This is a genomic window from Tabrizicola sp. M-4 (assembly GCF_051132405.1).
Classification (GTDB): Bacteria; Pseudomonadota; Alphaproteobacteria; order Rhodobacterales; family Rhodobacteraceae; genus Paragemmobacter.
Genome location: NZ_CP128606.1, coordinates 2,656,298 through 2,682,699, shown reverse-complemented (window position 1 = coordinate 2,682,699; position 26,402 = coordinate 2,656,298). Strand labels below are relative to the sequence as shown.

The 26,402-nt window shown below is 66.2% G+C and carries 24 protein-coding genes; 7 read left to right on the top strand and 17 right to left on the bottom strand.

What is annotated here, in order from left to right:
- Positions 1-192: 192 nt before the first annotated feature.
- A complete protein-coding gene (locus TabM4_RS13100; protein WP_434613023.1) occupies positions 193-1,320 on the top strand; it encodes an aminotransferase class V-fold PLP-dependent enzyme in 1,128 nt (375 codons plus the stop codon).
- 91 nt (positions 1,321-1,411) lie between these two features.
- Here the strand turns inward: TabM4_RS13100 and TabM4_RS13095 are convergent, their stop codons facing one another.
- The 3 genes from TabM4_RS13095 to TabM4_RS13085 all read right to left on the bottom strand — a co-directional run bounded on the left by TabM4_RS13095 (position 1,412) and on the right by TabM4_RS13085 (position 3,671).
- The gene (locus TabM4_RS13095) at positions 1,412-2,608 is read right to left on the bottom strand and encodes a UbiH/UbiF family hydroxylase (RefSeq protein WP_434613020.1); all 1,197 of its coding nucleotides are present in this window, start codon (positions 2,606-2,608) and stop codon (positions 1,412-1,414) included.
- Between the two features lie 75 nt (positions 2,609-2,683).
- Positions 2,684-2,935, bottom strand: a complete 252-nt coding sequence (locus TabM4_RS13090) for a hypothetical protein (RefSeq protein ID WP_434613018.1) — start codon at positions 2,933-2,935, stop codon at positions 2,684-2,686.
- A gap of 85 nt (positions 2,936-3,020) precedes the next feature.
- Positions 3,021-3,671 carry a pyrimidine 5'-nucleotidase gene (locus TabM4_RS13085; protein ID WP_434613015.1) on the bottom strand — a complete coding sequence of 217 codons (651 nt, stop codon included), beginning with the start codon at positions 3,669-3,671 and terminating at the stop codon, positions 3,021-3,023.
- Between the two features lie 118 nt (positions 3,672-3,789).
- Here TabM4_RS13085 and TabM4_RS13080 point away from each other — a divergent pair, with 118 nt between their 5' ends.
- Positions 3,790-4,425 (top strand): GntR family transcriptional regulator, encoded by a 636-nt coding sequence (locus tag TabM4_RS13080; RefSeq protein ID WP_434613012.1) that lies wholly within the window; start codon positions 3,790-3,792, stop codon positions 4,423-4,425.
- A 6-nt stretch (positions 4,426-4,431) separates the two neighbouring features.
- Here TabM4_RS13080 and TabM4_RS13075 read toward each other — a convergent pair whose 3' ends face one another.
- Together TabM4_RS13075 and carA are read right to left on the bottom strand one after the other, a co-directional pair.
- Positions 4,432-6,276: a glycosyltransferase family 2 protein gene (locus TabM4_RS13075; protein WP_434613009.1), complete on the bottom strand. Its 1,845-nt coding sequence runs from the start codon at positions 6,274-6,276 to the stop codon at positions 4,432-4,434.
- Positions 6,277-6,439: 163 nt separating this feature from the next.
- Positions 6,440-7,594 carry a glutamine-hydrolyzing carbamoyl-phosphate synthase small subunit gene (gene carA / locus TabM4_RS13070; RefSeq protein ID WP_434613006.1) on the bottom strand — a complete coding sequence of 385 codons (1,155 nt, stop codon included), beginning with the start codon at positions 7,592-7,594 and terminating at the stop codon, positions 6,440-6,442.
- Between the two features lie 182 nt (positions 7,595-7,776).
- Here carA and TabM4_RS13065 point away from each other — a divergent pair, with 182 nt between their 5' ends.
- The gene (locus tag TabM4_RS13065; protein ID WP_434613003.1) at positions 7,777-8,235 is read left to right on the top strand and encodes a GatB/YqeY domain-containing protein; all 459 of its coding nucleotides are present in this window, start codon (positions 7,777-7,779) and stop codon (positions 8,233-8,235) included.
- On the opposite strand, the gene TabM4_RS13060 is transcribed toward TabM4_RS13065, so the two are convergent.
- Together TabM4_RS13060 and TabM4_RS13055 are read right to left on the bottom strand one after the other, a co-directional pair.
- The gene (locus tag TabM4_RS13060) at positions 8,232-9,230 is read right to left on the bottom strand and encodes an alpha/beta hydrolase (protein WP_434613000.1); all 999 of its coding nucleotides are present in this window, start codon (positions 9,228-9,230) and stop codon (positions 8,232-8,234) included. The genes TabM4_RS13065 and TabM4_RS13060 overlap by 4 nt on opposite strands.
- A 90-nt stretch (positions 9,231-9,320) precedes the next feature.
- Entirely contained in the window at positions 9,321-9,845 is a 525-nt protein-coding gene (locus TabM4_RS13055; protein WP_434612997.1) for a DUF2244 domain-containing protein, read from the bottom strand.
- Positions 9,846-9,973: 128 nt separating this feature from the next.
- Between TabM4_RS13055 and TabM4_RS13050 the strand changes: the two genes are divergently transcribed.
- Positions 9,974-11,968: an FAD-dependent oxidoreductase gene (locus tag TabM4_RS13050; RefSeq protein ID WP_434612994.1), complete on the top strand. Its 1,995-nt coding sequence runs from the start codon at positions 9,974-9,976 to the stop codon at positions 11,966-11,968.
- A gap of 7 nt (positions 11,969-11,975) precedes the next feature.
- On the opposite strand, the gene TabM4_RS13045 is transcribed toward TabM4_RS13050, so the two are convergent.
- From TabM4_RS13045 to TabM4_RS13015, 7 genes are all read right to left on the bottom strand, one after another.
- Positions 11,976-13,634 (bottom strand): phosphoethanolamine transferase, encoded by a 1,659-nt coding sequence (locus TabM4_RS13045; RefSeq protein WP_434612991.1) that lies wholly within the window; start codon positions 13,632-13,634, stop codon positions 11,976-11,978.
- Between the two features lie 272 nt (positions 13,635-13,906).
- Positions 13,907-15,997, bottom strand: coding sequence for an NAD(P)-binding protein (locus TabM4_RS13040; RefSeq protein WP_434612988.1), 2,091 nt, complete (start codon positions 15,995-15,997; stop codon positions 13,907-13,909).
- Positions 15,998-15,999: 2 nt separating this feature from the next.
- Positions 16,000-16,764 carry a carbon-nitrogen hydrolase family protein gene (locus tag TabM4_RS13035; protein WP_434612985.1) on the bottom strand — a complete coding sequence of 255 codons (765 nt, stop codon included), beginning with the start codon at positions 16,762-16,764 and terminating at the stop codon, positions 16,000-16,002.
- A gap of 77 nt (positions 16,765-16,841) precedes the next feature.
- Positions 16,842-17,870: an extracellular solute-binding protein gene (locus TabM4_RS13030; RefSeq protein WP_434612983.1), complete on the bottom strand. Its 1,029-nt coding sequence runs from the start codon at positions 17,868-17,870 to the stop codon at positions 16,842-16,844.
- A gap of 17 nt (positions 17,871-17,887) precedes the next feature.
- Positions 17,888-18,691 (bottom strand): ABC transporter permease, encoded by an 804-nt coding sequence (locus tag TabM4_RS13025; RefSeq protein ID WP_434612980.1) that lies wholly within the window; start codon positions 18,689-18,691, stop codon positions 17,888-17,890.
- On the bottom strand, positions 18,688-19,611 hold the full coding sequence (locus tag TabM4_RS13020; protein ID WP_434612977.1) for an ABC transporter permease: 924 nt from the start codon (positions 19,609-19,611) through the stop codon (positions 18,688-18,690). Before TabM4_RS13020 ends, TabM4_RS13025 begins: the two co-directional genes overlap by 4 nt.
- Positions 19,611-20,666, bottom strand: a complete 1,056-nt coding sequence (locus TabM4_RS13015; protein ID WP_434612974.1) for an ABC transporter ATP-binding protein — start codon at positions 20,664-20,666, stop codon at positions 19,611-19,613. The genes TabM4_RS13020 and TabM4_RS13015 overlap by 1 nt, the downstream gene beginning before the upstream one ends.
- A gap of 75 nt (positions 20,667-20,741) precedes the next feature.
- On the opposite strand from TabM4_RS13015, the gene TabM4_RS13010 reads away from it, so the two are divergent.
- The 3 genes from TabM4_RS13010 to TabM4_RS13000 all read left to right on the top strand — a co-directional run bounded on the left by TabM4_RS13010 (position 20,742) and on the right by TabM4_RS13000 (position 23,735).
- Positions 20,742-21,536 (top strand): helix-turn-helix transcriptional regulator, encoded by a 795-nt coding sequence (locus tag TabM4_RS13010; RefSeq protein ID WP_434612972.1) that lies wholly within the window; start codon positions 20,742-20,744, stop codon positions 21,534-21,536.
- A gap of 87 nt (positions 21,537-21,623) precedes the next feature.
- Positions 21,624-23,108, top strand: coding sequence for an aldehyde dehydrogenase (locus TabM4_RS13005; RefSeq protein WP_434612969.1), 1,485 nt, complete (start codon positions 21,624-21,626; stop codon positions 23,106-23,108).
- Positions 23,109-23,339: 231 nt separating this feature from the next.
- Positions 23,340-23,735, top strand: a complete 396-nt coding sequence (locus TabM4_RS13000) for a response regulator (protein ID WP_434612966.1) — start codon at positions 23,340-23,342, stop codon at positions 23,733-23,735.
- Between the two features lie 2 nt (positions 23,736-23,737).
- Here TabM4_RS13000 and TabM4_RS12995 read toward each other — a convergent pair whose 3' ends face one another.
- The 3 genes from TabM4_RS12995 to TabM4_RS12985 are packed head-to-tail and all read right to left on the bottom strand — an operon-like array spanning position 23,738 to position 25,964.
- A complete protein-coding gene (locus TabM4_RS12995; protein ID WP_434612963.1) occupies positions 23,738-24,097 on the bottom strand; it encodes an Hpt domain-containing protein in 360 nt (119 codons plus the stop codon).
- Complete coding sequence (locus TabM4_RS12990) at positions 24,094-25,560, bottom strand: sensor histidine kinase (RefSeq protein ID WP_434612960.1); 1,467 nt, start codon at positions 25,558-25,560, stop codon at positions 24,094-24,096. Before TabM4_RS12990 ends, TabM4_RS12995 begins: the two co-directional genes overlap by 4 nt.
- A 20-nt stretch (positions 25,561-25,580) precedes the next feature.
- A complete protein-coding gene (locus tag TabM4_RS12985) occupies positions 25,581-25,964 on the bottom strand; it encodes a hypothetical protein (RefSeq protein ID WP_434612957.1) in 384 nt (127 codons plus the stop codon).
- Between the last annotated feature and the right edge of the window lie 438 nt (positions 25,965-26,402).

The window sequence follows — 26,402 nt, the reverse complement described above, 5'->3', positions numbered from 1 at the left end:
CCGCGGGTCTTTCCTGTCGGCTGCGCGCCTGCGCGCTTCGCCTCCGGCAAGGGGGCCAGCCCCCTCTGGCCGCGCGCGGCCATTCACCCCCGGGATATTTGGGAACGGATGAAGGGGCGGGGCATGTCGGAAATGGGGTGGCTTTGGCGCCGGGCTGCGCCATATTCGGGGAAAGGATAGGGAGAGAGCCTCATGACCAGCTTGCCGCATGCGCATGTCGACCCGGATGGATTGCAGGAGTTTTCGGTCGTCTTCACCGACCGGTCGCTGAACCACATGTCGGCGCGGTTTCAAGGCGTTATGCGGGATGTGTCGGGGCTGTTGAAGGAGGTCTACAACGGCTCTGCGGTGGCTTTGGTGCCGGGGGGCGGGACCTATGCCATGGAGGCGGTCGCGCGGCAGTTCGGCAAGGGGTCGGTGCTGGTGGTGCGGAACGGGTGGTTTTCCTTCCGCTGGACGCAGATCTTCGAGGCGGGCGGGTTCGCTTCGGCGACCACGGTGGTGATGGCGCGGCAGACGGGGAACGACCCGCGCGCGCCCTATGCGCCGCCTCCGGTGGAGGAGGTGGTGGCGAAGATCCGGGAGGTGAAGCCGGAGGCCGTCTTCGCGCCGCATGTGGAGACGAGCGCGGGGATCATCCTGCCGGATGACTATATCGCCAAGGTGGCTGCCGCCGCGCATGAGGTGGGGGCGGTGATGGTGCTGGACTGCATCGCGTCGGGCTGCATCTGGGTGGATATGGCGGCGACCGGGGTGGATGTGCTGATTTCTGCCCCGCAGAAGGGGTGGTCGGCTTCGCCCTCGGCGGGGGTGGTTGTGCTGTCGCCGCGCGGTGAGGAGCGGTTGGCGGCGACGGAAAGCAATTCCTTTGCGCTGGACGTGAAGAAGTGGCGGGCGATCATGGCGGCCTATGAGAATGGCGGGCATGCCTATCATGCCACCATGCCGACGGATGCAATCCTTGGCTTCCGCGACGCCATGCTGGAGACCAAGGCCTTGGGCTTTGCCGAGGCGAAGGCGGCGCAATGGGAGTTGGGGCGCGCGGTGCGGGCGCTTCTGGCCCGGAAGGGTGTGCCTTCGGTCGCGGCGGAGGGATATCAGGCTCCGGGTGTCGTGGTGAGCTATACCGACCAGCCGGATGTGCAGAACGGGGCGAAGTTCCGGGCGGAGGGTTTGCAGATTGCCGCCGGGGTGCCCCTGCAGGTGGGCGAGGGGGCAGAGTTCAAGACCTTCCGTCTGGGGCTCTTCGGATTGGATAAGTTGAAGGATGTTCCCGGAACCGTGGCGCGGCTGGAAAAGGCCGTGGAAACGGTGCTGTGACGCGGGCAGCCGCGCGCCGGGGCGCGCGGCGAAAAATCTTCGGACGAAGATTTTTCAGGGATGAAGAATTTTCGGATGAAAATTCTTCGTCTCAGCGGACGCCGAGGCCTGCACGCATGAGCGTCTTGCGGACGGGGGCCACGGAGTAGAGCGCGTTAAGTGCGGTTGCCCGCAGATCGCGCAGGCCCTGCGCCCCCATCATCGAGGCGCGATTGAGGACGTCGATTCCGGTGACGCGGGCCTGCACCTCCCAGTGGCGGGCGCGGTGATAGGCATCGAGCATCTTCGCGCCGCCGAGCCCCGCACGGTCTGCTTGCGCGAGGTCCAGGAGGACCCGCAGGTCGGCCAGCGACATGTTCAGACCCTGCGCCCCGATGGGCGGCACGACATGGGCAGCCTCGGCCATGAGCGCGGTGCGCTCGCCCGACATGCGCTCTGCCAATTGGCTGATGATGGGCCAGACGGAGCGGCGGCTGATCAATGTCAGGGGGCCGAGGATGTGGCAGGAGCGGGTGTTCATCTCGGCCTCGAATTGCTCGACCGGGAGGGTTGCCAGTCGTTCGGCATTGGGGCCGGTTTCCATCCAGACGATGGCGGAGCAGGGCTGGCCGTCGCGGTCGGGCAGGGGGACGAGGGTGAAGGGGCCGCCGGAGCGGTGGATCTCGGTCGAGATGTTGCGGTGCGGGATGGGGTGGGTGACGGCGAAGGCCAGCGCCTTCTGCCCGTAGCGGGTGGTCTTGACGGGGATGCCGAGCGCCTCGCGCACCGCCGAATTGCGGCCGTCGGCGGCGATGACCATGCGGGCCGCGATGCGGGTGCCGTCGGAGAGGGTGGCGATGGCTTCGGATTCGCGTGTGAGCAGCGCCGTGGTGGCGAGGCCGGGGCGGAAGGAGACGTTCGGGAGGTCTGCGAGGCGGGCCACCATCTCGCGCCGGAGGAGCCAGTTGGGGAGGTTCCAGCCGAAGGGTTGGTCGGAGATGTCGGCGGCGTCGAAATCCTTGACGATGCGGGGGTCGGGATGTTCGCCGCCCGCATCGATGATGCGCATGATCTGCAGGGGGGCGGCGTGGGGGGTGAGCTTGTCCCAGAGCCCTGCCGCCTCGAGCACCGGGACCGAGGGTTGCAGGAAGGCCGTGGTCCGCAGGTCGGCGCCGGCGTCCTCCATCCGGGTGACGGGCGGTTCGGGGTCGACGCAGATCACGCGAAACCCGGCGGAACCGAAGGCGGCCGCGGCAGTAAGGCCCGCGACGCCGCCGCCGGAAATCAGGATATCGGTGGTTTCACGCATGGCTGCCTCCGTCTTTCGCCACAGAGATACGCCCGTGGCGCGGGAAGGCGAAGCGACAAAGTGCCCCTGCCGGGATCAGGGCAGCGTGATCCAGATCAGCATGCAGAACATGACCGGGACGAAAGCCACCGCCGAGAGGACGAGCGCGGCGAAGCCCCAGGTCTGGATCGCGAGGACGAGGAGCGTCAGCAGGATCATCAGCACGTAGTAGATCGTGCTGATGTCGCGCGAGATGTCGCGGGCGATGTGGCCGATCACTGGGGTGGCGTGAAGGATGCGGCTGGCGAGGCTGGGCGGGGCGGCGACGGCGGTGGTGGTAACAGACATCTGGGACTCCGGATTACCTTTGCAGGTATCTGGGGTAGTTCGGACGGAAGTCCAAGGGGTTTTCGCTGCGGTGCGGCGTCGCAGGTCAGCGACCGGTCAGGGTGCCGAGGAAGGCCGAAAGATCCGTCGCGTGATGGTGGATATGCGGGGCCGGTTCCGGATCGGGCGCGATGTGGACGGTGCGCATGCCCATGGCGTGGGGGGCGGCGAGGTTGCGGGCGTCATCCTCGAACATCGCGGCGGTGGTTGGATCGAGCCGGTCGAGGGTGAAGACGGTTTCGAAGGCGTCGCGTTCGGGCTTTGGGCGGTAGTTGGCATGTTCCACGCCATAGACCGCGTCGAAGAGGCCGGTCAGACCGCGGGCCTGCAGCACCCGCCGGGCATAGGGGGCGTCGGCATTGGTATAGACGATGCGGCGGCCCGGCAGGGCGCTGATGCGGTCGGCCAGCACGGGATCGGGCGACAGGACCGAGAAATCGATGTCATGGACATCGGCCAGATAGGCCTCGGGGTCGATGCGGTGTTCGGCCATGAGGCCCGCCAGCGTCGTGCCGTAGAGTTTCCAATAGGTGGCGCGCAGGTGATCGGCATGGGCGCGGTCCACGTCCAGAGCCTGCATGACCCAGTTGGTCATCCGCAGCTCGATCTGGTCGAAGAGGCGCATGTGCGGCGGGTAGAGCGTGTTGTCGAGGTCGAAGACCCAGGTGCGGACGTGGGAGAAGTGTTCGGCTGCCATGGCGCATAGCTAGCCCGCCCGGCAGGGCGCGGCAATGGGGCGGTTGAAAGGTGCCGGGACGGGGCGTAGTGTCGGCCACGGTATACAATCGTATTCGGTGGGCTGGAGGAGAGGGCTCGTGCAGAAGGATGCCTATACGCTGATTCTGGAGGCGATCGATGCGGGGCTGTACAAGCCCGGCGACCGGCTGGTGGAATCGGAACTGGCCGAGCGGCTGGGCGTGTCGCGCACCCCGGTGCGGGAGGCGTTGCAGCGGCTGGAGACGCAGGCGATGCTGACGCGGGACGGGCGCAGCCTGATCGTCGCCTCGCTGGACCATAACCAGTTGGCCGAGCTTTACGCGGTGCGGACCGAGCTTGAAGGTTTGGCGGCGCGTCTGGCGGCGCGGCATGCGACGGATGAGGAGATCCGGGTGCTGCGCGGGATGGTGGAGGATGACCGGGGGCTTCTGGGAGGGGATCCGAAGCTGTTGTCGCGTGCCAACAAGCGGTTCCATAAGCAGATCCATCTGGCCAGTCACAACCGCTTTCTGGTGCAGCAGCTTGATCTTGTGCATCGGTCGATGGCGCTGATGGCGAATACCTCTTTCGCGGCCGAGGGGCGGGACGAGGTGGCGCTGGCAGAGCATGACCAGATCGTGCGCGCGATCGAGGCGCGGGACGGGGAGGCGGCCTATCAGGCGCTGCGTCAGCATATCAGCAAGGCCTTCGAGACGCGGCTGCGGGTGGATGCCGGTGAAATCCGCACCCGGTGACATCGCCTAGCTGCCGCTGTCACCGTCGTGGCGGCCGTGGCGCGTCTTGTCCCAGTGGAAGGGGCGAAGGATGGCCTCGGCCAGTGCCTTGAGCCCCGCGAGGGTGGCGAGGCAGAAATAGACGGGCGTTGCCAAGAGCCATGGCCATTGCGGCGGATGCCCCGCAAGGCGCAGGGCGAGGGCGCTGAGCGCGAAGTTGAAAGCCTGCGCGCAGAAGAAGAAGGCGATCACCGCGAGCGATGCCCCGGCGGGCAGGGCATCGGCCAACGGATGCCCGGCCAGCGGCGGGAAGACGAGGAAGGAAAGGTAGAGCGGGGCCAGAAGGGCCTGCAGCAAGGCCCCCAGAACAAGGGTCTGCATCGCGATGAAGCGGCGCGCCCCGAGATCGCGCCACAGCGCCCGCGGCGCGCGCATGTGGACGAGCCATGTCATCAGATAGCCCTTTGTCCAGCGTGACCTCTGCTTGATCCATGCGATGGGGCGGCAATTCGCCTCTTCCAGCGTGGTGGAGCGCAGGATGCGGGTTTCCCAGCCTTGCCGCGCGAGGCGAAAGCCCAGATCGGCATCCTCGGTCACGTTATGGGCGTCCCATGCCCCGACCGCGCAGAGCGCATGGCGGCGCAGGAAGACGGTCGTTCCGCCAAGCGGGATGGGCAGGCCCAGACGATCCAGCCCCGGCAGGATCAGGCGGAACCAGACGGCATATTCCATCGTGAAGCAGCGGGCGATCCAGTTGGTGCGGGGGTTGTAGAAATCGAGCACGCCTTGCAGGCAGGCGACCTGTGGTGGGGCGGCGGCAAAGGTCGCGGCGACCTTGCGCAGTTGATCGGGGGCGGGGGCATCTTCGGCGTCGTAGATGCCGATGATGCTACCGCGCGTGAAATCCAGCCCGAAGTTCAGTGCGCGCGGTTTGGTGCGGATCTTTCCGGCGGGCACGGCGAGGACGCGCATCCATGGCGGCAGGGCGGAGGCGGCGAGGGCCGCGCGGGTGGGGGCGTCGTCCTCTTCGACGAGGATCAGGGTTTCCAGACGGTCGAGCGGATAGTCCAGCGCGGAGAGGCGGCGGATCAGGCGGGGGGCGATATCCTCTTCGCTATAGAGGGCGATGAGGAGGGAGATCACGGGGAGGTCGGTGTCGTCCAGTTCGGGGGGGGCGGGTGGCGGGGCGCGCAGGGCGGCGAGGGCGGTGGCGGATTTCAGGAGGGTCTGGGCGATGAGCGTGAAGATGGAGAGCGCGATGAGCGACAGTGCCATCATGCGGGGCGACAGGATCGCGAGCGACAGGAGCCCGAGGGCGGGGATGCCGCAGAGGAGGGTGAGGGTGGCGCGGTCGAAACTGCGGCAGGAGGCGATGGCGGGCACGCGCCGCGCGGCGGCGGCGGCGAGGTCTTCGCCGGCATGGGCGAGGAGCGTGGCCTGAAGCAGCGGGCGCGGGCAGGGCAGGGGACGGACATCCGGGCCGAAAAGCGAGGCGAGGAAGTCGGCCCGGCGGTCGAAATCCTGCGGGCTGGCCGTCAGGACGAGGACTGCGCCGTTCCGGCGCCGCCATGGCAGGAGATTTTCCCGCAAGGCTCGCGCGGCACCGAAACGGCGGAGGAGATCGGGATCGGGAGGGTCCGTCAGGGGATCGGCGGGAAGCGGCAGGTCGAGTTGCCGGGGCGGGGCGGCCTCGGCGGCCGGAGCGGGAAGGGGGCGTTGCGCCGCGCGGAAGGCGGGCAAGGCGAGGGGAAGGCGGAAGGGAAGGGGGGCCTCGGCAAGGCCCGGTGGCGGCGCGGGGGCCTGATCGGGGAAGGGAAGGCCCGATTCCGGCAGGGGGGAGGGTTGGGCCGCGTCGGGAGATCGGATTGCCATGGTATGCCTTGCCGGTGGTCTGGACCGGCAGGCTGCATTGCGAAGGGTTAAGGGTGGGTTAACATTCACGCCGGAAAGGCGATTAAACCTCCGGTTGTCGTGCGTGCGCCCCAAGTTACCGGAGTTTTCCGGTCTGGCAAGGTGTGGGGGCGGTTCTGCGGTGTCAGGCGGCGCGGCGGGCGCGCATCGCCTCGGCGAAGCGGTCGAAGAGGTAGTAGCTGTCCTGCGGACCCGGCGAGGCCTCGGGGTGGTATTGCACCGAGAAGATCGGTTTCCCGTCCACCGCGATGCCGCAGTTCGACCCGTCGAAGAGCGAAACGTGGGTTTCGCTGACGCCTTGGGGCAGGGTCTGGCTGTCCACGGTGAAGCCGTGGTTCATCGAGGTGATCTCCACCTTCCCGGTGGTCAGGTCTTTCACCGGATGGTTCGCGCCGTGGTGACCGTGGTTCATCTTGACGGTCTTGGCACCAAGGGCGAGGGCCAGCATCTGATGGCCAAGGCAGATGCCGAAAAGCGGCAGGTCCTTCGCCAGAACACCCTGGATCATCGGGACGGCATAGGTGCCGGTCGCCGCCGGGTCGCCGGGGCCGTTGGAGAGGAAGACGCCTTCGGGGTTCAGGGCGAGAACGTCTTCCGCAGTGGCGGTGGCAGGGAGGACGGTGACGTCGCAGCCTGCCGAGGCGAGGCAGCGCAGGATATTGCGTTTCGCGCCGTAGTCGATGGCGACGACGCGGAGGCCGTCACCCGTGCGCTTGGTATAGCCTTCGGGCCAGGCCCAGCGCTTTTCGTCCCAGCGGTAGGATTGGGTGCAGGAGACATCCTTGGCGAGGTCGAGCCCGACGAGGCCCTTCCAGGCGCGGGCCTTGGCGACGAGGGCGGCGATGTCGAAATTGCCTGCCGGATCATGGGCGAGCGCGACATGGGGCGCGCCCTGCTGGCGGATGGCGCGGGTGAGGCGGCGGGTGTCGATGCCGCCGATGCCGATGCGGCCCTTGGCCGTGAGCCATTGGGTGAGTTCGCCCGTGGCGCGCCAGTTGGAGGGTTCGGTCGGGTCCCATTTCACCACCATGCCGGCGGCGACGGGGGTGCCGGTTTCGTCATCTTCCGGCGTGACGCCCACGTTGCCGACATGGGGGAAAGTGAAGGTCACGACCTGCCCGGCATAGGAGGGGTCGGTCATGATCTCCTGATAGCCCGTCATGGCGGTGTTGAAGACGAGTTCGGCGACCGTCTCGCCCGTGGCGCCGAAGCCCTTGCCGTAGAAGACGGTGCCATCGGAGAGGGCAAGGCATGCGGTCGGTTTCGCGGAAGCGGGCATGGTGCGACTCTCCTATCGGCAAATTGCGCGGACACTAGTGGTGATGGGGGGCGGGGTCAAGGCTTTGAGGGAAAAGGAATATTCATGTATTTCAATGGGTTGGTTGCGAAGGGGGCTGTTGTGGCGCAGCGCGGGACAGGCTATGGTGACGCCTTGTGCCAACCTTTGGGGAAAGGTGACAGATGTCGTTGCGGGAAAGGCTGCAAGCCGCGCTGAAGGATGCGATGCGGGCGAAAGAGGCGGAACGCCTGTCGACGCTGCGCCTGATCAATGCCGCCATCAAGGATCGCGAGATCGCGAGCCGGGGCGAAGGCGGCGAGGGCGAGGTGGGAGATCCGGAGATCCTTGCCATCATGGGCAAGATGGTCAAGCAACGGCAGGAGAGCGCGCGCGCCTATGAGGAGGGCGGGCGGTTGGAACTGGCAGAGAAGGAATTGAACGAGATCCGCGTGATCGAGGAATTCCTGCCCCGGCAGTTGAGCGCCGATGAGGTTGAGGCGGCTGTGAAGGCCGCCATCGCCGAGGCGGGGGCAAGCAGCATCCGCGACATGGGGCGGGTGATGGCCGTCCTGAAGGGCAAATATACCGGGCAGATGGATTTCGGCGCGGTGGGGCCAAAGGTGAAGGACCTGTTGGCCTAATCGGCCTGCGCTGCGACTGTCGCGAGGAAGGTCAGCAGGCGGGCGCGGGCTTCCTCTCCTGCTGCATCGAGGGTGAACTGATATTCATGGCCCAGCGGCGGCTGGTGGTCGGGCGGGAAGAAGAGCGTTTCGATCGTGAGGCCGAGGCCCAAGGCTGCATCTGCGAGCGCCTGTGACTGGTCGAGGAGCGGGTCGGCATTGCCCGCGGTGATGAAGAGCGGCGGCAAGGTGGCGGGAAGCCGGGAGAGCAGGGCGAAGCCTGAGGCGGCGGGGGCCTCGGTCGGGTCGCGCGCGCCCAGATAGGCCCAGGCGGCCGTGTCGAGCAGGAAGCCCACGGGGCCGGTGCCGGGGGCTTTGGGCAGGTCGTATATGCCGCAGAAGAGGGCGAGGCCGCGGATTGCCCCGGCCTCGGTCAGGGGGCGGAGGCCGAGATCCCTTGCATAAGCGGGATCGTGCAGGGCGATTGCGGTTTGCAGGGCGATGTGGCTGCCCGCGCTGTCGCCCGCAAGGACGATCCGGCTGGCATCGAGGGGGCGGTCGCGGGCGGCGGCCTTGATCCAGAGCAGCGCTTCCAGCATCTGCGCCGTTGGGCCGGGATGGCGGGCGCCGGGGGCGCGGGTGTAGTTCGGCGCGACGGTGGCGAAGCCCGCGGGCGCGATGAGGCGGAGGTAGTTGCCGACATCCTCTTTCTGCCCCGCGACGAATGCCCCGCCATGGACCCAGAGCAGGACGGGCCAGCCCTCGGGCGGGGGCGGGCCGGGGGGAAGGAAGAGGTCGAGCCTTTCGCGCGGATCGGGGCCATAGGCGAGGTCGAGGAATTCGATCCGGTCAGGCGGCAGGACGGGGGCAAGCCCCGCATTGGCCTGTGCGGCCCCCCGGTCGAAGAGGAAGCGCAAGGCATAGACGCCGGGCAGGGGAGAAACCTTTGCCAGCGCGACGAGGACGGTCAGAACCAGGAGCACGACGGCGGACAGGTACAGGGCAAGGCGGCGCATGGCGCGATCCTTTGCTCGTTTTCCCTTTGGGCAGTTGACCACAGAACCCATAATTTTTCGAGTGGAATCGAAAACGGGCCTGATCCCCGGTCAGCGGAGGTGGGCGAGGCGGGTCTGGAGTTCGTCGCGCAAGGCCACGCGCTCCTCTTCGGAGAGGAAGGCGCCGAGTTCCACCTCGCGCCCGTTTCCCTTGAGCGTCAGGTAGTTGGGAACCGGCCCTCCGGTGCCGTGAAGATGCACGGTCACCCAATAGGGATTGGCCTGCCAATCCTTGCGCTGGCCGCGCGGGCCGTGGCGGGTGAGGGTCAGGCTGTCACGTGTGAGGGTGAGGTCCTCGACGATCTCGCCGTCGCGGTAGGAGCGGGAGAGGGCGGCCCACATGCCCGCGACGGCCAGAGCGAAGAAGGGCAGGATGCCCCAGAGGACGGGAGAGCCGAGGACGGCGAGCATGGGCACGAGGATGAGCGCGCAGGTGGCCCCGATGAAGGTGACGAAGCCCTTGCGGGGGAGGGAGCGGTAAGGCCAGAGGTGCAACCGGGCCAGTGGCGCGGGCGTTCCGGGTTCTGCCGTGGCGGCAGGGGGAGCGGGGTCTGTGGGCAACCATTCGTAAGGCATTGCGCGAGGTTAGCGTGCGCGCCGTGGAAGAAAAGGGGGGTGGGGCGGCTGCGCAATGTCGCAGTTGGGCCAGACGGGGAAAGGCCGGGACGGGCAGTCTTGTCGGCAGGCGGACAGGAGGGCGCGGGATGGTGGAAAAGGCAGGGCAGGCTGGGGCGGGGGCGGATGAGGGAGCAATGTTTCCGCATCTGTTCGCGCCGCTGACGATCCGGGGCGTGACGCTGCGCAACCGCATCCTTTCCACCGGTCACGACACGGTGCTGCCTGAGGATGGCACGGTGAATGCGGCGCTGATCGCCTATCACGCGGCGCGGGCGCGCGGCGGGGTGGGCCTGATCGTCACGCAAGTGGCGGGGGTGCATGAGACGGCGCGCTATACCGCGCATCTTCTGATGGCGACGGATGATGGCTGCATCCCCGGCTATCGCGCGCTGGCCGAGGCGGTGCATCGCCATGGCGCGGCGGTCTTTGCGCAGCTTTTCCATCCGGGGCGCGAGATCATGGAAAGCGCGGATGGGCTGCTGGCGGTGGCCTATGCGCCGTCGAGCGTGCCGAACGAGCGGTTCCATGTGATGCCGCGCGCCCTGACGCCCCGGATGATCGACGAGATCGTGGCGGGCTATGCAGCGGCGGCGCGGCGGATGCGGACGGCGGGGCTGGACGGGGTGGAGGTGGTGGCAAGCCACGGCTATCTGCCCGCGCAATTCCTGAACCCGCGGGTGAACCTGCGGGGCGATGTCTGGGGCGGCGATGCGGCGGGGCGGCAGCGGTTCCTGCGCGAGGTGCTGCGGGCGATCCGGGCGGCGACGGATGAGGGGTTCGTCATCGGCCTGCGGATAAGCGCGGGCGAGCGCGAGGAGGACGGCCTGACGGCGGCGGAGGCGTTGGAGGCCTGCGTCGCGCTGGAGGCGGATCTGGATTACGTCAATGTCACCACGGGGACGTCGGCCACGCTGGGCGGCGCGATGCATATCGCGCCGCCCATGGCCTTTGCCCCCGGCTATGTCGCCCCGGACGCGGCGGCCTTCAAGCGGGCGCTGCGGGTGCCGGTCTTCGTGGCGGGGCGGATCAACCAGCCGCAGGAGGCCGAGGCGATATTGGCCGCGGGACAGGCCGACATGTGCGGGATGACGCGGGCGATGATCGCCGATCCCGAGATGCCGGGGAAGGCGGCGCGGGGCGCGGTGGACGATATCCGCGCCTGCATCGGCTGCAATCAGGCCTGCATCGGGCATTTCCACAAGGGGATGCCCGTGTCCTGCATCCAGCATCCGGAAACGGGGCGGGAACTGGCCTATGGCACCCTGCCGCCCGCGGTTCGGCGCAAGCGGGTGATGGTGGTGGGGGCGGGGCCTGCCGGGATGAAGGCTGCCGTGACGGCGGCGCGGCGGGGGCATGACGTGACCCTATGGGAGGCGGAGGCGCAGCCGGGGGGGCAGGCCTTGCTGGCGCAACTGCTGCCCCGGCGGGCGGAGTTCGGCGGCATCGTCACCAACCTGATGCGCGAGGTGGAGCGGGCGCAGGTGCGGCTGCGTCGGGGCGCACGGGTGACGGAAGAGGTGCTGCGGGACGAGGCGCCGGATGCGGTGATCCTTGCCACGGGCGCGCGGCCCCATGTGCCGGACCTGCCCACGGATGGCGCGGTGCAGGTGGTGACGGCATGGCAGGTGCTGCGCGGCGAGGTCAGGCCGGGGGCGCGGGTGGTGGTGGCGGATTGGCGCTGCGACTGGATCGGGCCGGGGGTGGCGGAGGCTTTGGCGAAGGCGGGATCGTCGGTCGTGTTGGCGGTGAACGGGCTGCATGCGGGGGAGGTGCTGCCGCTTTATGTGCGCGACAACATCGCGGCGGAACTGCATCGGCTGCGGGTGGAGGTGCGGCCCTATGCGCGGCTTTACGGCACGGCGGGGGATACGGTCTTTCTGCAGCACACACCCAGCGGCGAGGCGGTGGAGGTGGAGCGGGTTGATACGGTCGTTCTTTGCCTTGGCCACCGGCCCGTGGACGATCTGGCGGAGGTGGTGGAGCGGCTGGGGATCGAGTTGCACATGGCAGGCGATTGCCTTGCCCCCCGGACCGCCGAGGAGGCGGTGTTCGAGGGGCTGAAGGCGGGGGTTGCCGTCTAGGGGCGGTCTAGGGGCAGGACATGAGGTCGAGGGCGGGGTTGCGGACCTCGGTCGTGATGTCCATCAGGCCCAGCACAGTGTGGAAAAGGCTGTCCTGGCTTTGCGGCTGCGTGGTCTTGGCGGCAAGGCAGGGGCGGTTCACCTTGAAGGCCTGCTGATAGCTGTCCGGCATCCACATCAGCATGGGCACCGTGGTCTGGGTCGCGGGGGCCATGAAATAGGGCGCGGCATGCAGATAGAGGCCGTCCTCGCCAAGGCTTTCGCCATGGTCCGACAGGAAGAGGACGGCGGGGATCACGCCGGATTGCGCGGCGAGCATGTCGATCGTGCGGGCGATGACCTGATCGGTGAAGCGGATGGAATTGTCATAGGCGTTGACGATTTCCTGCTGCGTGCAATCGGCGAATTCGGCGGTGCGGCAGGCGGGGGTGAAGGCCTCTTCGGCCTTGGGGTAGCGGAGATAGTAGCTGGGTCCGTGGCTGCCGATCATGTGGATGAAGAGGACCGTGTCGCGGGTGATTGTGGGCAGGGCCGCCTGAAGGGTTTCAAGGAAGACGGCATCGGTGCATTCGCCCTCGGCGCAGGCGGCGGGATCGTCTGCTGCGGTCATGCGGCGGGTCTCGGTGATGCGCTGGGCGGTGCCTTGGTCGCCGGTGTTGTTGTCCCACCAGAGGACGTCGACATCGGCATGGTGCAGCACGTCGATCAGGTTTTCCTGCCGGATGGAGGCATCGTAGGAATAGCCGTCGCGGGTGAGGTTCGACATCATGCAGGGCACGGAGACGGCGGTGGAAGTGCCGCAGGAGGTGACGTCGGTGAAGTTGAGCACGTCGCGGCGGGCGAGTTCGGGGGTGGTGTCGCGCCCGTAGCCGTTCAGGCCGAAATTCTGCGCGCGGGCGGTTTCGCCCACGAAGACGACGGTCAGGACGGGCTTGGTGGCGGCGGTGATGAGCGGGCCCTTCTTCGCGTCGCGACCAAGGGGGGCAACGGTCACGTCCTTTGCCTTGAGCATCATCTTGGTATAGCGCGCGGCCCCGCCGATGGCGGCACCGGGCTGGTAGCTGGCCAGAAGGTCCTTGCGTTCGCGGGCGACGGCTGAATAGGCCTTGAAGTCGCTGAACAGGGCACCCGTGAAGACGGCGAGCGTGAGGATGACGGTCAGTGCCCAGCGCCAGAGGTTGCCGAGGAAGGGTGTGGGCCGGATCTTGACCCAGAAGGCGGCTGCAGCGGGCAGGAGGCCCCAGATGGCGACATGCAGCAGGAAGGACGGGGTGATGAGGTGTTTCGATTCCGTCACCGTCGTCAGCATGGCGTTCTGGATCATCTCGCGGTCGATCACGATGCCGAGGCTGTCCATGTAGTAGGAGGAGACGGCGGCGAGGATCAGGAGGAAGGCCGCCATGGGCCGGAGCAGCCAGCGAAAGCCGAAAAGGACGAGCGTGAGCATCGTGAGCATGGAGACGGCGAGCCCCCAGCCCGCGAGCTGGCGGAGGTTGCCGTCGAAGATCGCCCAGCCGCGCTGCCAGAAGGTGGTGTTATCGAAGGCCATGATGAAGGCCGTGACGCCGAGGGCGTAGGCGAGGGCCGGGACTTCCGGTCGGGTGGGACGGAAACGGGTCATGGCGGGCTTGGCCGTGCTGGCCGTGGCGGGGAGGGAAGGGTGCAAGGGGGATATCCTGTCGCTGGACCGGGGCGCCGGTCTTTGGACGGGGTGTTATTCCCTGTGCCTTGCGCGGGCCACTGAACCGGGGTAGCGCAGGGCGGTGCTGCAACCCGAGTTATAGGGCGCTGGCGGGGCACCATGCAGGGGTGGCCCCTGCCTTGCAGGCCATGCCTGCCAGAGGGCTGGCGGGGTGGGGCGGCTGAAGACGGATTTCAGTTTCGAACATTCTGGCGGCTGGTTTTGGACGGAACGGCCGCCAGAAATTCATTTTTCGATCATGGCGTAAGTCTTGGCGCGTCCATGAGTCCGGCGATTTCGCGCCGGAAGGAGAGGGCGTCGCCGCGATCGGGCGCGTCCAGTTCCTCGGCATAGCGGCGGCCTGCATAGGTGGCCCATGCGATGGGGCCGGGGGCGGCTGCGTCGCCGATGAGGTTCAGGCTGGTGATGCCTCCGGATTGCCAGTCGTGGGTCTTGAGGGCGTGGTAGAGGCTGTCGTTGGGGGTGCGGGACGTGACCATGAGGACGGCGTCGCAGGCGACGGTGGTGGTCCGACCGCTCCATGTGCAGGTGAGGTCGGCTGCGCCCGCGTGGATGGTGTCGGGGGCGTGGGAGAGGTGGATGGTCACGCCGAGGTCGGAGAGGCGGCGTTGGATGGTGGATTGTTCCAGCGTGTTGTCGGTCCATTCGGCGACTTTGACCGCCGGGGTGACGAAGTGGACGGTGCAGCCGCGCTGGACGAGGAGTTCGGCCATGACGGAGCCCATGTAGAAATGGTCGTCGTCGTAGAGGAGGACGGTTCCGCCCGTGGGTCCTGCCCCTGACATGAGGTCGTCGGGGGTGAAGATCGGCATGGCGGGGTCGGTGGGGATGGGGTGGAGGTGGAGGCGGGCGACGGCGTCGCGCCTCCATGTGCAGCCGGTGGCGATGGCGACGTGTTCGATCCCGAAGGAGAGGATGTCGTCAGGGGTGAGGGGGCTGTCGAGATAGGTCTGGACGTTGGGCATGGGGGCGATCTGGCCCGCGCGGTAGTCGGCGACGCGGCCCCATGCGGAGAGGCCGGGGAGGAGGCGTTCGCGGGCGACGCGGCCGCCTAGGGTGGTGGTGGCCTCAGCCAGGGTGACCTGGTAGCCGCGTTTGCCGAGGATGTGGGCGGCCTCCAGCCCTGCGGGGCCTGCGCCGACGATGAGGACGCTTTCGGATTTGCCCTTGGGGTGCATGCGTTCGGGGTGCCAGCCTTTGCGCCATTCCTCCATGAACGCGGTGTTCTGGGTGCAGCGCGAGATGCCTTGGGTCATGTCGCCGGAGACGCAGATGTTGCAGCCGATGCATTCGCGGATGTCGTCGAAGCGGCCTTCCTCGATCTTTTTGGGCAGGAAGGGGTCGGCGATGGAGGGGCGGGCGGCGCCGATGAAGTCGAGGATGCCCGCCTTGATCTGGCGCACCATCGCATCGGCAGAGGTGAAGCGGCCCACCCCCACGACGGGTTTGGAGGTGAGTTGCTTGATGCCGCGGACGAGGTCTTCCTGCGCGCCTTCGGGTTTGAAACGGGAGGTGCCGGAGCAGGCCTCCCACGTGCCTTGGGCGAGGTCCCAGATATCGGGCAGGTCCCCGTGCATTTCGATGAAGTCGCGGAGTTCGGCGTTGGAGAAGCCCATTTCGCCTGCCTCGTGGAGCGAGAGGCGGAGGGAGATGGCGAGTTCTCCGCGCGTTTCTTCGCGCGCTTCCTCCACGATCTCGCGCAGGAAGCGGGCGCGGTTTTCGAGGGAGCCGCCGTATTCGTCGGTGCGGTGGTTGGTGTTGCGGGACAGGAAGTGTTGCAGGATGCCGAAGCCGTGGGCGCCGTAGAGGCAGATGAGGTCGAAGCCTGCGGTCTGGCTGCGGCGGAAGGCATTGCGGAACCAGCGGCGTAGGTCGCGGATATCCTCGCGGTCCATGGTGCGGGCCTGCACGGGGTCGGAGGTGAAGGTGAGGATGGGGCCGCCCGTGACGGCGAGGGGGACTTCGCGGGAATAGAGGTTCGGGCCGTTGATGCCGGAATAGGCGAGCTGGATGCCGGCGAGGGCGCCGTGGGATTTCATGGCGTCTGCCATGCGGGACAGCGCGGGGATGTCGCGGTCGTCCCAGAGGTGCTGTTCGATGAAGGGGGTGATTTCCGAGGTGGGGTGGATTTCGGTCTGTTCGGTGAAGATGACGCCCCAGCCGCCTTCGGCCTTGGTCCGGCGCATTTCGACGACGGCGGAGGGGTCGCGATAGCCGCCGCCGTTGCAGTGCGGGACTTGGTAGAAGCGGTTCTTGGCGATCTTCGGCCCGATGCGGAAGGGTTCGAAGAGGATGTCATAGCGGCTGTCGCGCGTGTCTTTGGGCATGGTCACACCGGGCGGTAATCGGAAAGCTGGGTTTGCAGGAGGGCGGGGTCGGGCTGGCGGGAAATGTCGGTGATGAGGAGGGTTTCGGAGGGGCCCGCCATGGCAAGGATCGTGGCGTCGGGGGCGGCGATGACGGAGGTGCCGCAATAGGTGATGTCGCCTTCGGTCCCGCAGTAGTTGGCGTAGGCGATGGTCATGGCGTGGTTGATCGCGTGGGCGGGCACGACGAGGCGGGAGACGTGGGTGTTGGGTTCGGGATTCGCGGTGGGGACGAGGAGGAGTTGGGTGCCCTTTTCCGCCAGCGCGCGGTTCAGGTGGGCGAATTCGACGTCGTAGCAGATGAGCATGGCGGCGGGGGTGCCGTTGAGGTCGAAGGTGCTGACGGAAGAGCCGGGGGCGTAGAGGGATTTCTCGCGCGGGCCGAAGAGTTGGATCTTGCGGTAGTGGCCGATTTCGCGGCCCTGCGCGTCGAAGGCGACGGAGGCGTTGTAGACGGTCTCGCCGTCGCGTTCGGCGTAGCCGATGACGATGCCGCAGTTGTGCTGGCGGGCGAGGGCGGAGAGGCGCTGGTGCCACGGGCCGCCGCGTGGCTGGGCGCGGGCGGGGATGTCGGGCTGGTTGTAGCCGGGGAGGTAGATTTCCGGCGCGATTAGGGTGACGGCGCCCTGCGCGGCGGCGGCTTTCAGCGCGCGGTCCAGCGCGGCGAAGGCGGTGTCGTCCGATCCTTCGGGCGAGGTGGTCTGCCAGAGGGCGATGGGAAAGGACATGGGGGCTCCGTTCCCCCGGTCGGGGGTCGTGGTGGTGTGGGGGGGTGAGGGGGGCCGGGGTGGCCCCCCTTGCGGCGTCACTTCTTCAGGTTGGTCCAGATCGCGTCATACATCTTCTGCGTCTCGGCATCGCAGGCCTGCGCGAAGACGCCCGGCGTCGCGTCGGCGGGCGGGTTGTTTTCCGGGCTGTTCTTGATCGCGTCGTCGAGGAAGGGTTCGACGCCCGTCACGCCGGAGGTGTAGGCTGCGTAATTGGTGACGGCGGCGGCGTTTTCGGGTTCCAGCAGGAAGTTCATGAACTTGATCGCGTTGTCGCGGTTGGGCGCGTCCTTCAGGAGAACCATGTTATCCATCCACAGGACGTGGCCTTCCTTGGGGTAGGAATATTCCACATTCGCCCCTTCGGCGCGGGCCTTGGCCGAGAAGCCGTTGTAGATCATCCCCGCCGCCGCGTCGCCCGACACCAGCACGTCCTTCGACGTGTCGGAGCCGAAGGAGGCCCAGTGCTGTTTCGCGTTCAGGAGCATGTCGTTCAGCGCCTTGAGCTGTTCGCGGTCCGTCGTGCATTGCGGGATGCCGAGGTAGAGGGAGCCGAGGATGAGGACCTCGTTCTGGCTGTCCAGCACGTTGATCTTGCCTTGGAGTTCGGCGGGCGGGTCGAAGATGATCGAGAGCGAGGAGATGTCGCCCTGATAGACGTCGCGGTTCACCGAGAAGGAGGTGCCGCCCCACTGATAGGGGATCGACGACTTGCGGCCGGGGTCGAAATAGACATCCATCCACTGCGGCGCGATGTTGCCGTGGTTGGGCATTTCCTCGGGCGTGAAGGTGTCCAGCATGCCTTCGTCGCCCATGATCTTGACCATGAAGTCGGCAGGGACGGCGACGTCGTATTGGCCCAGTTTGCCGGCCTTGAGCGATGCGAGCATGGATTCGTTGGAGTCGTAGGTGTCGATGGTGACTTCGATCCCCGTCTCGGCGGTGAATTTGTCCACCAGTTCATGCGGGATGTATTCGAACCAGTGGTAGACGGAGAGTTTGCCTTCGGCATGGGCGGCGGTCGCGAGGAGCGCGAAGGCTGTGGCGGTGGTCATGAGCTTGTTCATGGGACTCCCTTTGGGGTTCAGGACCGGGTTCTCTGCCCGATGCGGTTGACGTAGTAGGACAGGGTGACGAAGAGCACCGACACGGCGAGCATCATGGTCGAGATGGCCATGATGTTGGGTTTGATGCCCTGCTTGACCGAGCCGAAGATGGCCGTGGGCAGGGTTTCCATCCCCGCGCCCTTGACGAAATTCGTGATGATGAAATCGTCGAGCGAGATAATGAAGGCGAGGAGGTAGCCGGAGATGATGCCGGGCATCATCAGAGGCCAGAGGATCAGGCGGAATGCCTGCCAGCGCGTGGCGTAGAGGTCGCGGGCGGCCTGTTCGTAGCTGTCCTCGATCCCCTGCAGCCGCGCGGCGATGGGCAGGTAGGCGAAGGGGATGCAGAAGGTGATGTGGGCGATGAGGATGGTCAGGTAGCCCGTAGTCAGGCCGATGGCCGAGAAGAAGATCAGCGCGGCGACGGCGATGACGATTTCCGGCACCATGAGGGGCAGGTTGATCAGGGTGAAGGTGGCGGATTTGCCCTTGAACCTGCCGCCCCGGATCATGGCGAGGCTGGCGGCCACGGCGATGGCGGTGGCCGTGGTGGCGGCGATCAGCGCGATTGTAAGGGAGTTCCACGCGGCAGCCTTGAAGCGCGGGGCTTCGGGGCCGGTGAAGACATCCGCATACCAGCGCCAGGAGAAGCCGCCCCATGTGGTGATGGAGGTCGAGTCGTTGAAGCTGTAGATCGTGACGACGATCAGGGGCGCGTAGAGGATGATCAGGCAGGCGACTGCCATGCCTAGGAAGCCGGGGTAGTGGCGGACGCCCTTCATCTCGCCTCTCCCTTGGTCTGCGCGCGGGCGTAGATCATCAGGACGATGAGGACGAGGGTCATCAGGATCATCGCAGCCGCCGCGCCGAAGGGCCAGTTGCCTTGGGACCCGCGGAACTGTTCGTCGATGAGGGAGCCGATCATGAAGGTCTTGGCCCCGCCCAGCAGGTCGGGGGCGAGGAAGGCGCCGAGTGAGGGGACGAAGACGAGGATGCAGCCCGCGACGATGCCCGGTTTGACGACGGGGAGGACGATTTCGCGGAGGGTGGTCCAGCGCGAGGCGTAGAGGTCGGCGGCGGCTTCGGACAGGGCGAAGTTGTAGCGTTCGACGGCGGCGTAGATGGGCAGCACCATGAAGGGGAGGTAGCTGTAGAAGAGACCCAGTTGCACGGCGAGGTTGGTGTTCACCAAGGGCAGCGGGTCGGTGATGAGGCCGATGGACATCAGCGATTCATTCAGCGGGCCGTTGTCGCGGATCAGGAATTTCAGGCTGACGGTGCGGATCAGCAGGTTCACCCAGTAGGGGATCGTCACGAGGAAGAGCCAGATCGCGCGGGCCTTGGGGGGCCTCGTGGCGATGAACCATGCGGTAGGGAAGCCCACGATCAGGCAGATGAGCGTCGCCACGGCGGCCTGCCAGATGGAGCGCCAGAAGATCGTGATATAGGTCCATTCAATGGTGGGCGGTTCGTCGCCAAAGAGGCCACGGTTCAGGAAGAACTGGTCATAGGCGGCGAGGGTGAAATCCCAGACGACGCCGCCCCGGAATTCCTTGGTCAGGAAGGAATAGACCGCCATCAGGAGGACGGGCAGGACGAGGAAGATGCCGATGACGGCCCAAGTCGGGATCAGGAGCGGGCCGACGATGCTGCGGTAGCCCGTTCCGTTGTTCCCGTTCGGATTGGGGGTCATGCCTGCCATCAGTCGGCGAGAAGGCGGGCGGCGCCTTCCTCCAGATGCAGGGAGACGGTGCTGCCTGCGGCGGGGATTTCGGTGCGGGCGGAGTTTTGCAGACGGATATGGAATTCCTCGCCCGTTGGCAGGCGGGTGAGGAGTTGCAGGTCGGTGCCGAGGTAGACGACGCGTTCGACGGTGGCGGTGAGGTCGCCTTGGGTCGTGAGGGACAGGCGTTCGGGGCGAATGGAGAGGTGGTGCTTGCCGGGTGTGGTGCCTGCGGCGGGGACGGTGATGGCGTGGCCGCCGGGCAGGGTGACGCGGGCGGTATCGCCTTCGACGCGGTCGACGGTGACTTCGAGGAGGTTGGTTTCGCCGATGAAGTCGGCGACGAAGCGGTTGAGGGGGGATTCATAGATGTCCCGCGCCGTGCCGACCTGCTGCACGCGGCCTTGGGACATGACCGCGATGCGGTCGGACATGGTGAGGGCTTCTTCCTGATCGTGGGTCACGAAGATGAAGGTGATGCCCGTTTCCTCTTGCAGGGTCTTGAGTTCGACACGCATCGCCTGACGGAGTTTGAGGTCGAGCGCGGAGAGGGGTTCGTCGAGGAGCAGGACCTTCGGTTCCGGGGCGAGGGCGCGGGCGAGGGCCACGCGCTGTTGCTGCCCGCCGGAGAGTTGCGCGGGCATGCGGTCGGCGAAGGCGGAGAGGTGGACCATTTCCAGCATCTTCCCCGCGCGGGCGGTGCGGTCGGGCAGCGGGACGCCCTTCATCTTCAGCCCGAAGGCCACGTTTTCCAGCACGGTCATGTGCGGGAAGAGGGCGTATTGCTGGAAGACGGTGTTGACGGGGCGGTGGTTGGGTTCGAGCTGCGCGATGTCCTGCCCGAAGAGGCGGATTTCGCCTTCGGTCACGTCCTCGAATCCGGCGATGCAGCGCAAGAGCGTGGTCTTGCCGCAGCCCGAGGGGCCGAGCAGGGTGAAGAACTCGTTGTCGGAGATGGAGAGCGAAACCCCGTGCAGCGCGGTGGCGGTGCCATAGCGCTTGACCACGGAACGAATGTCGATGGCGGTTGACATGCGGCCCCATACCCCTTGGTGTGTCAGGAAAGGTTAGGTTTCGTGAAGCCGGGGGGTATATACCCCCAGAGAGGTATGATGCAGCCGCTGCCGAACACCGCCGAGGGGCAATTGGCGCAGGTCATCCGCCGCTTGGGCGGGGCAGGGTTCGAAGGGGCCTTGCTGGACTGGTTCCGCCGCTGCGTGGCGCCCGACAACCTGATCATCCTTGCCTATCGTGACGCGGGGCCGCCGCAGGTTCTGTTCCGGCAGGCCGACCAGCCGCAGGTCTTTTCGCAACTGGATACGACCTATCTTGCCGGGGCCTATCTTCTGGATCCCTATCACGACCTGCACATGAGCCGGGTTCCGGCCGGGGCCTATCGGTTGCGGGACGTGGCACCCGATGCCTTTCACCGCAGCCGCTATTTCCGGGAATACTATCAGCAGACGACGCTGGTGGATGAGATCACCTTTGTCCTGTACCCGGTGCCGGACCTGTCGCTGAACATCTGTCTGGGGCGGGATGCGGCGTCCGGGCTGCCCTTTTCCGCCCGTGAGGTGGAAACCTGCCAACGTCTGGCCCCGATCGTGACGGCCTTGGGCGAGGCACATTGGCAGGGCCTGCGGGCAGAGCGGGTGGCGGCAGAGGATGTGACGGGGCAGTTGGTGCGGGCGCTGGAAGGCGAGCGGGGCATCCGCCTTTCGCCAAGGCAGGCCGAGGTTGCATTGTTGATCCTGCGGGGACATTCGACGGTGTCCATCGGGCTGCGGCTGGGGGTCAGTGCGCAGACGGTGAAGGTGTTCCGCAAACAGCTTTACGCGCGCTGCGGGATCACTTCGCAGGCGGAGCTTTTTGCGCTGATGCTGCCGCTTCTGTCGGGGGCTTAGGTTTTTCCGAAGCAGCGGGGCGGAAATCTATTGTCCATCGCGCGTGCCGGGGCTGGCAGTTTGGCACCGCGAACAGGAGGACTGGCGATGGCGACCCATTCGGAATGGCAGGACTTGGCGGCGGGCATCCGGCCGCGCACGGGGCTTTGGATCGGCGGGCGGTGGGAGGAGGCGGCATCGGGCGCGCGCTTTGCCACGGTGAACCCGGCGACGGGCGCGGTGCTGGCCGAGGTGGCGCGGGGCGATGCAGCGGATGTGGATCGCGCGGTACAGGCGGCTCGCGCGGCCTTCGAGGATGGCCGGTGGTCGCGCAAGTCGCCGGCAGAGCGGAAGGAGGTGCTGTTGCGCCTTGCCGCGCTGATCCGGGCGCATGTGCCGGAACTGGCGCTGCTGGACACGCTGGACATGGGCAAACCGATTGCCGAATCCTCCACCATCGACGCGCCGGGATCGGCACATTTCTTCCAGTGGCACGCCGAGGCCATAGACAAGCTTTATGACGAGATCGCGCCGACAGGCCCCGGCGATATCGCCATGATCCGGCGCGAGGCGCTGGGCGTGGTGGGGGCGGTGGTGCCGTGGAATTTTCCTTTGGACATGGCCACATGGAAGCTGGCCCCGGCGCTGGCGGCGGGGAATTCGGTGGTGCTGAAGCCTGCGGAACAATCGCCGCTTTCGGCGCTGCGGCTGGCGGAACTGGCGGCAGAAGCGGGGCTGCCGGATGGCGTGCTGAACGTGGTGCCGGGATATGGGCATGAGGCTGGGCAGGCGCTGGGCCTGCATGGGGATGTCGATTGCCTTGCCTTCACCGGATCGACAGAGGTGGGCAAGCTGTTCCAGACCTATGCAGGGCGGTCGAACATGAAGCAGGTCTGGCTGGAGACGGGGGGCAAGTCGCCCAACATCATCTTCCCCGATGCCGATCTGGACCGGGCGGCGGACATGGCGGCCTTTGGCATCTTCTTCAACGCGGGCGAGGTCTGTTCGGCCAATTCGCGCCTTCTGGTGCATCGCGACGTGCATGACGCGATGGTGGAACGGCTGGCGGCGCGGGCGGGTGCGGTGGTGCAGGGCGACCCGCTGGATCCGGCCACGACGATGGGGCCCATGGTGGACAGCCATCATGCGGGCCGCGTGGCGGGGTTCATCGAACGGGCGCGCGGCGGGGCGCGGCTGGTCTGCGGCGGCGAGCGTTTGACGCGGGGCGGATCGGACGCATGGATTACGCCCACGATCTTTGATCAGGTGGACCCGGGCAGCGAGTTGGCGCGGGACGAGGTCTTTGGCCCAGTGCTGGCGGTGATCCCCTTTGCCGATGAGGCGGAGGCGCTGCGGCTTGCCAATGACAGCGCCTATGGGCTGGCGGCCTCGGTCTGGACGCGGGACATCGACCGGGCCTTCCGCATGTCCGCCGCGTTGCGGGTGGGGACGGTCAGTGTGAACACGGTGGATGCCCTGTCGGCGATGACACCCTTCGGCGGGATGAAGCAGTCTGGATTTGGCCGCGACCTTTCGATCCACAGTTTCGACAAATATACCGCGCTGAAGACGGTCTGGGTGAAGCTGGCGTGACGCAACGGAAGATGTTGTGAGTCGGGCGGACGGCTGACATATCTGCGGTTGAGTGTGCCGGTGGTCTGGTTTCGCCATGGTTCTGCGATTGCATGCCATTGGGAAACAATCCGTTCCCGGTTTCGTTTAACATTTCCGAACAGGACGATTGACGCAGGGTCAGTCCGTCGTCAGGCTGTGGTGCGGTCGGTGGTCGGGGAATACCATCGGCATGGCGCTTCGGGGGTGCCTATGACTGGTCTGAACCGTATCCTTCATGTCGAGGATGACGAGGATATCCTTATGATCGCCAAGCTTGCCTTGGCCGATCTTGGTGGGTTCGAGGTGATGCAATGCGCCTCGGGGCCGGAAGCGCTGCGCGAGGCGGAACGCTTTGCGCCCGACCTTCTGCTTCTGGATTTCATGATGCCCGAGATGAACGGTGTGCAGACCTTGCAGGCGCTGCGTGCGCTGCCCAGCCTGACGGACATCCCGGCCATCTTTATGACCGCGAAGGCGATGGAATTGGTGGATGCCGAGTTGGAGGGATTGGGCGTGCTGGGACGGATCAGCAAGCCCTTCGATCCCGTGTCCCTGCCCGGAGAGATCCGCCGTTATTGGGCGCAGCGCGACGCTGTCGCCCGCTAGGTCTAGACGGCGGCCATCGCGGCCTTGATTTCAACGTGAAGAGCGGAAAGACCCTTGCGGAGTGCATCGGTTACCGGGCCGCCTTCATCCGAGGCATGCCAAGGTTCCAGCAATTCGTCCACGATCCCTGCCGCGCGACCCAGCGCCTCGAACCCGAGGGTTGGGGCGACGCCGCGCATCTTGTGGGCGTCCTCCTGCAACTGACGCATGACCGCCGGGGCAGGATGTGCCGTGGCATAGGAAGTGAAGAACTCCTCCAGCCGGGCAAGGCGCGGCTGCAAAGTCCCGATGAAATGGGCACGGATCGGGGCAAGACGGGCGGCCAGATCGGCGTGCTGGGGAACATCGGTTTGAAAGGTCATTCTTCTTCGTCCTTGATCGGAAAATCGATGACGAAGGTGGAGCCTTCGCCAAGCGTGCTGGTGTAATCGACGGAGCCGCCATGCGCGGCCATGATTTCCTGCGCGATGCACAGGCCAAGGCCGGTGCCGCCATGGGCGCGGCGATCGGAGCTGTCCACCTGTGTGAACTTGCCGAAGACCTTGTCGCGGGAATTGGGTGGGATGCCGATGCCGTGATCCTGCACCTCGACGAGGATACGGTCGGCGGTGGTGTGGATTCGCACCTCGACCTTTTCGCCGCGGCGCGAGAATTTCACGGCATTGGACAGGATGTTGTCCAGCACCTGATGCAGGCGGTCGCGGTCGGCATGGACGACGACCATGTCGTCGGGCGGGGTGAAATCGAACTGGATGCCGTAGGTCTGGGCGAAAGTTTCCATAGCGCCCATGCATTCCTCGACCATGGCGGCAAGATCGAGCTCGTCGAAATTATAGGTCATCTGGCCCGATTCCAGCTTTTGCAGGTCGAGCAGATCGTTGATCAGGGCCGACAGGCGCACGCTGTTTTTGTGCGCGATCTCAAGGATGTTACGGGCCTTGGCGGGATCGTTCTCATATGCGCCGGTCCGCAACAGGCCTAGCGCGCCGTTGATCGAGGTCAGGGGCGTGCGCAGTTCGTGGCTGACGACCGAGACGAATTGCGACTTCACCTCATAGGCGGCCTGCACGCGGTCGCGTTCGTGGCGGATTTCGTCAAGCTGATCCAGACCGCGGCGGTAGAGTCTTAGGAAGATGGTGGAACATTCGATCACGAAGAACAGGACGAAGACCACGGTGAAGAGTTGCAGCCAGAGGAAGCTCTGGATCGGGGGGCGCACCTGCAGGAGGTCGTCGATCGGGATGTAAAGGAAGACGACCGTGTACATCAGCAGCCGCAGGGCAAGGATCTGCGGGATCTGGTGGTTGTTCACGGCCGCGAAGAGGCCAGCCGCGAAAAGGAAGAAGAGCGGCATGAAATGCGAGGAGATGCCCTCCATCTCGGCCACGATGGCGGCCCAGAGGGCGATGGCGGCGGTACTCTGGACGGCGGAGAGGAACAGGAGGTTCCGATAGCGCCGCGCCTCGCGCAGGCTGCCACCCTTCCAGCGCACGATCTGCAGCGACAGCCATGTGTCGCAGAATTCGGTGAACTGGATGAAGAGGTAACACATCACCGCGACCTGCAGGTCGTAGTAGAACCCGCAGAGGAGGGCGGCGGCGGCATAGATCGTCTGGCGCTTCCAGAACAGCTCGAGGCTGCCCATGACATAGTCGCGCACCTGCTTTTCCAGCCGTGCCGCGCTGGTCTCGAACCGGAGCAGCGTCCGCACGCGGCGGCGCAGGCGCATGGCCGTGGACATCCTGCGAACCGGACGCGCCGTCACGGGCGGCACATCCGTCGCGGGCGCCTTGGCCGGGGCCGCGCTGTAGGGGGCGGACGTCATGCTCGGGTCGAGCCTTTCGTTCAATGGAGCCGCATGCGGCGCAGGGCATCCCGTGCGAATTCGGCGGGTGCGGGGATCAATTGTTCCGGATCGGCAAGGCGTCGATAGTCAAGTAGCAGGAAGGTCGTGTCGATGCAGGTGGTCCGATGGGGGATATAGTCCGATTGGGCGAAAGTCCCCTCGGCGTCGATGGCATCGCCGATGGAGATTTCCGAAAGGAAGCGTTCCATCAGATCGGGATCGGCGAGGCAGAAGGTGGTGCGGCGCGGATAGGGGTTGCGGCCGGGTTCGTTCATTGCAGGTTCCAGCGAGATGTCGATGAGAAGCCGCCTTTCGGGCCGTTCGAGAAGCATGAGGTCGGCGACCTCGCCGAACACCTTGAAGGACTGAAAGTAACGCGGCATGGCGACCCCCGATCTGGCACGAGGCCCGCGCATCCCTGCGGCATCAGGGATGCCGGCCGGGCAGGGCGGATGCGCGCCTCGCTTGTTCACCATGGTTACTGCCCTTGCAGTTGGGCCATTTTGTGGTGGCCTTGCGGTGTTTTGTTGCGCGGGGCTGTCCTGCATCGGGTTATCCTGTCCGTCCTTGCATCCTGTGTCACGAGGCGAGCCCTGGCGCGAATCTGCCGGCCAAGGCCCTGTGATCCGCGGAGAATCGCCTGAGGCGGGTGGTTCCGCTTGAAATTTCACCCATAGGGCGATTGTTTGTCACGCATGAACAGTGCTTGTTTCCCCGGTGCGTTGCGGGGAGTCCGAAAACGTAAACTACCGGACTCGCGCGTTTCTGAGGAACTGACCACAATATATTGTAAGACAATAGTTTTCCGACTTTGCCTATTT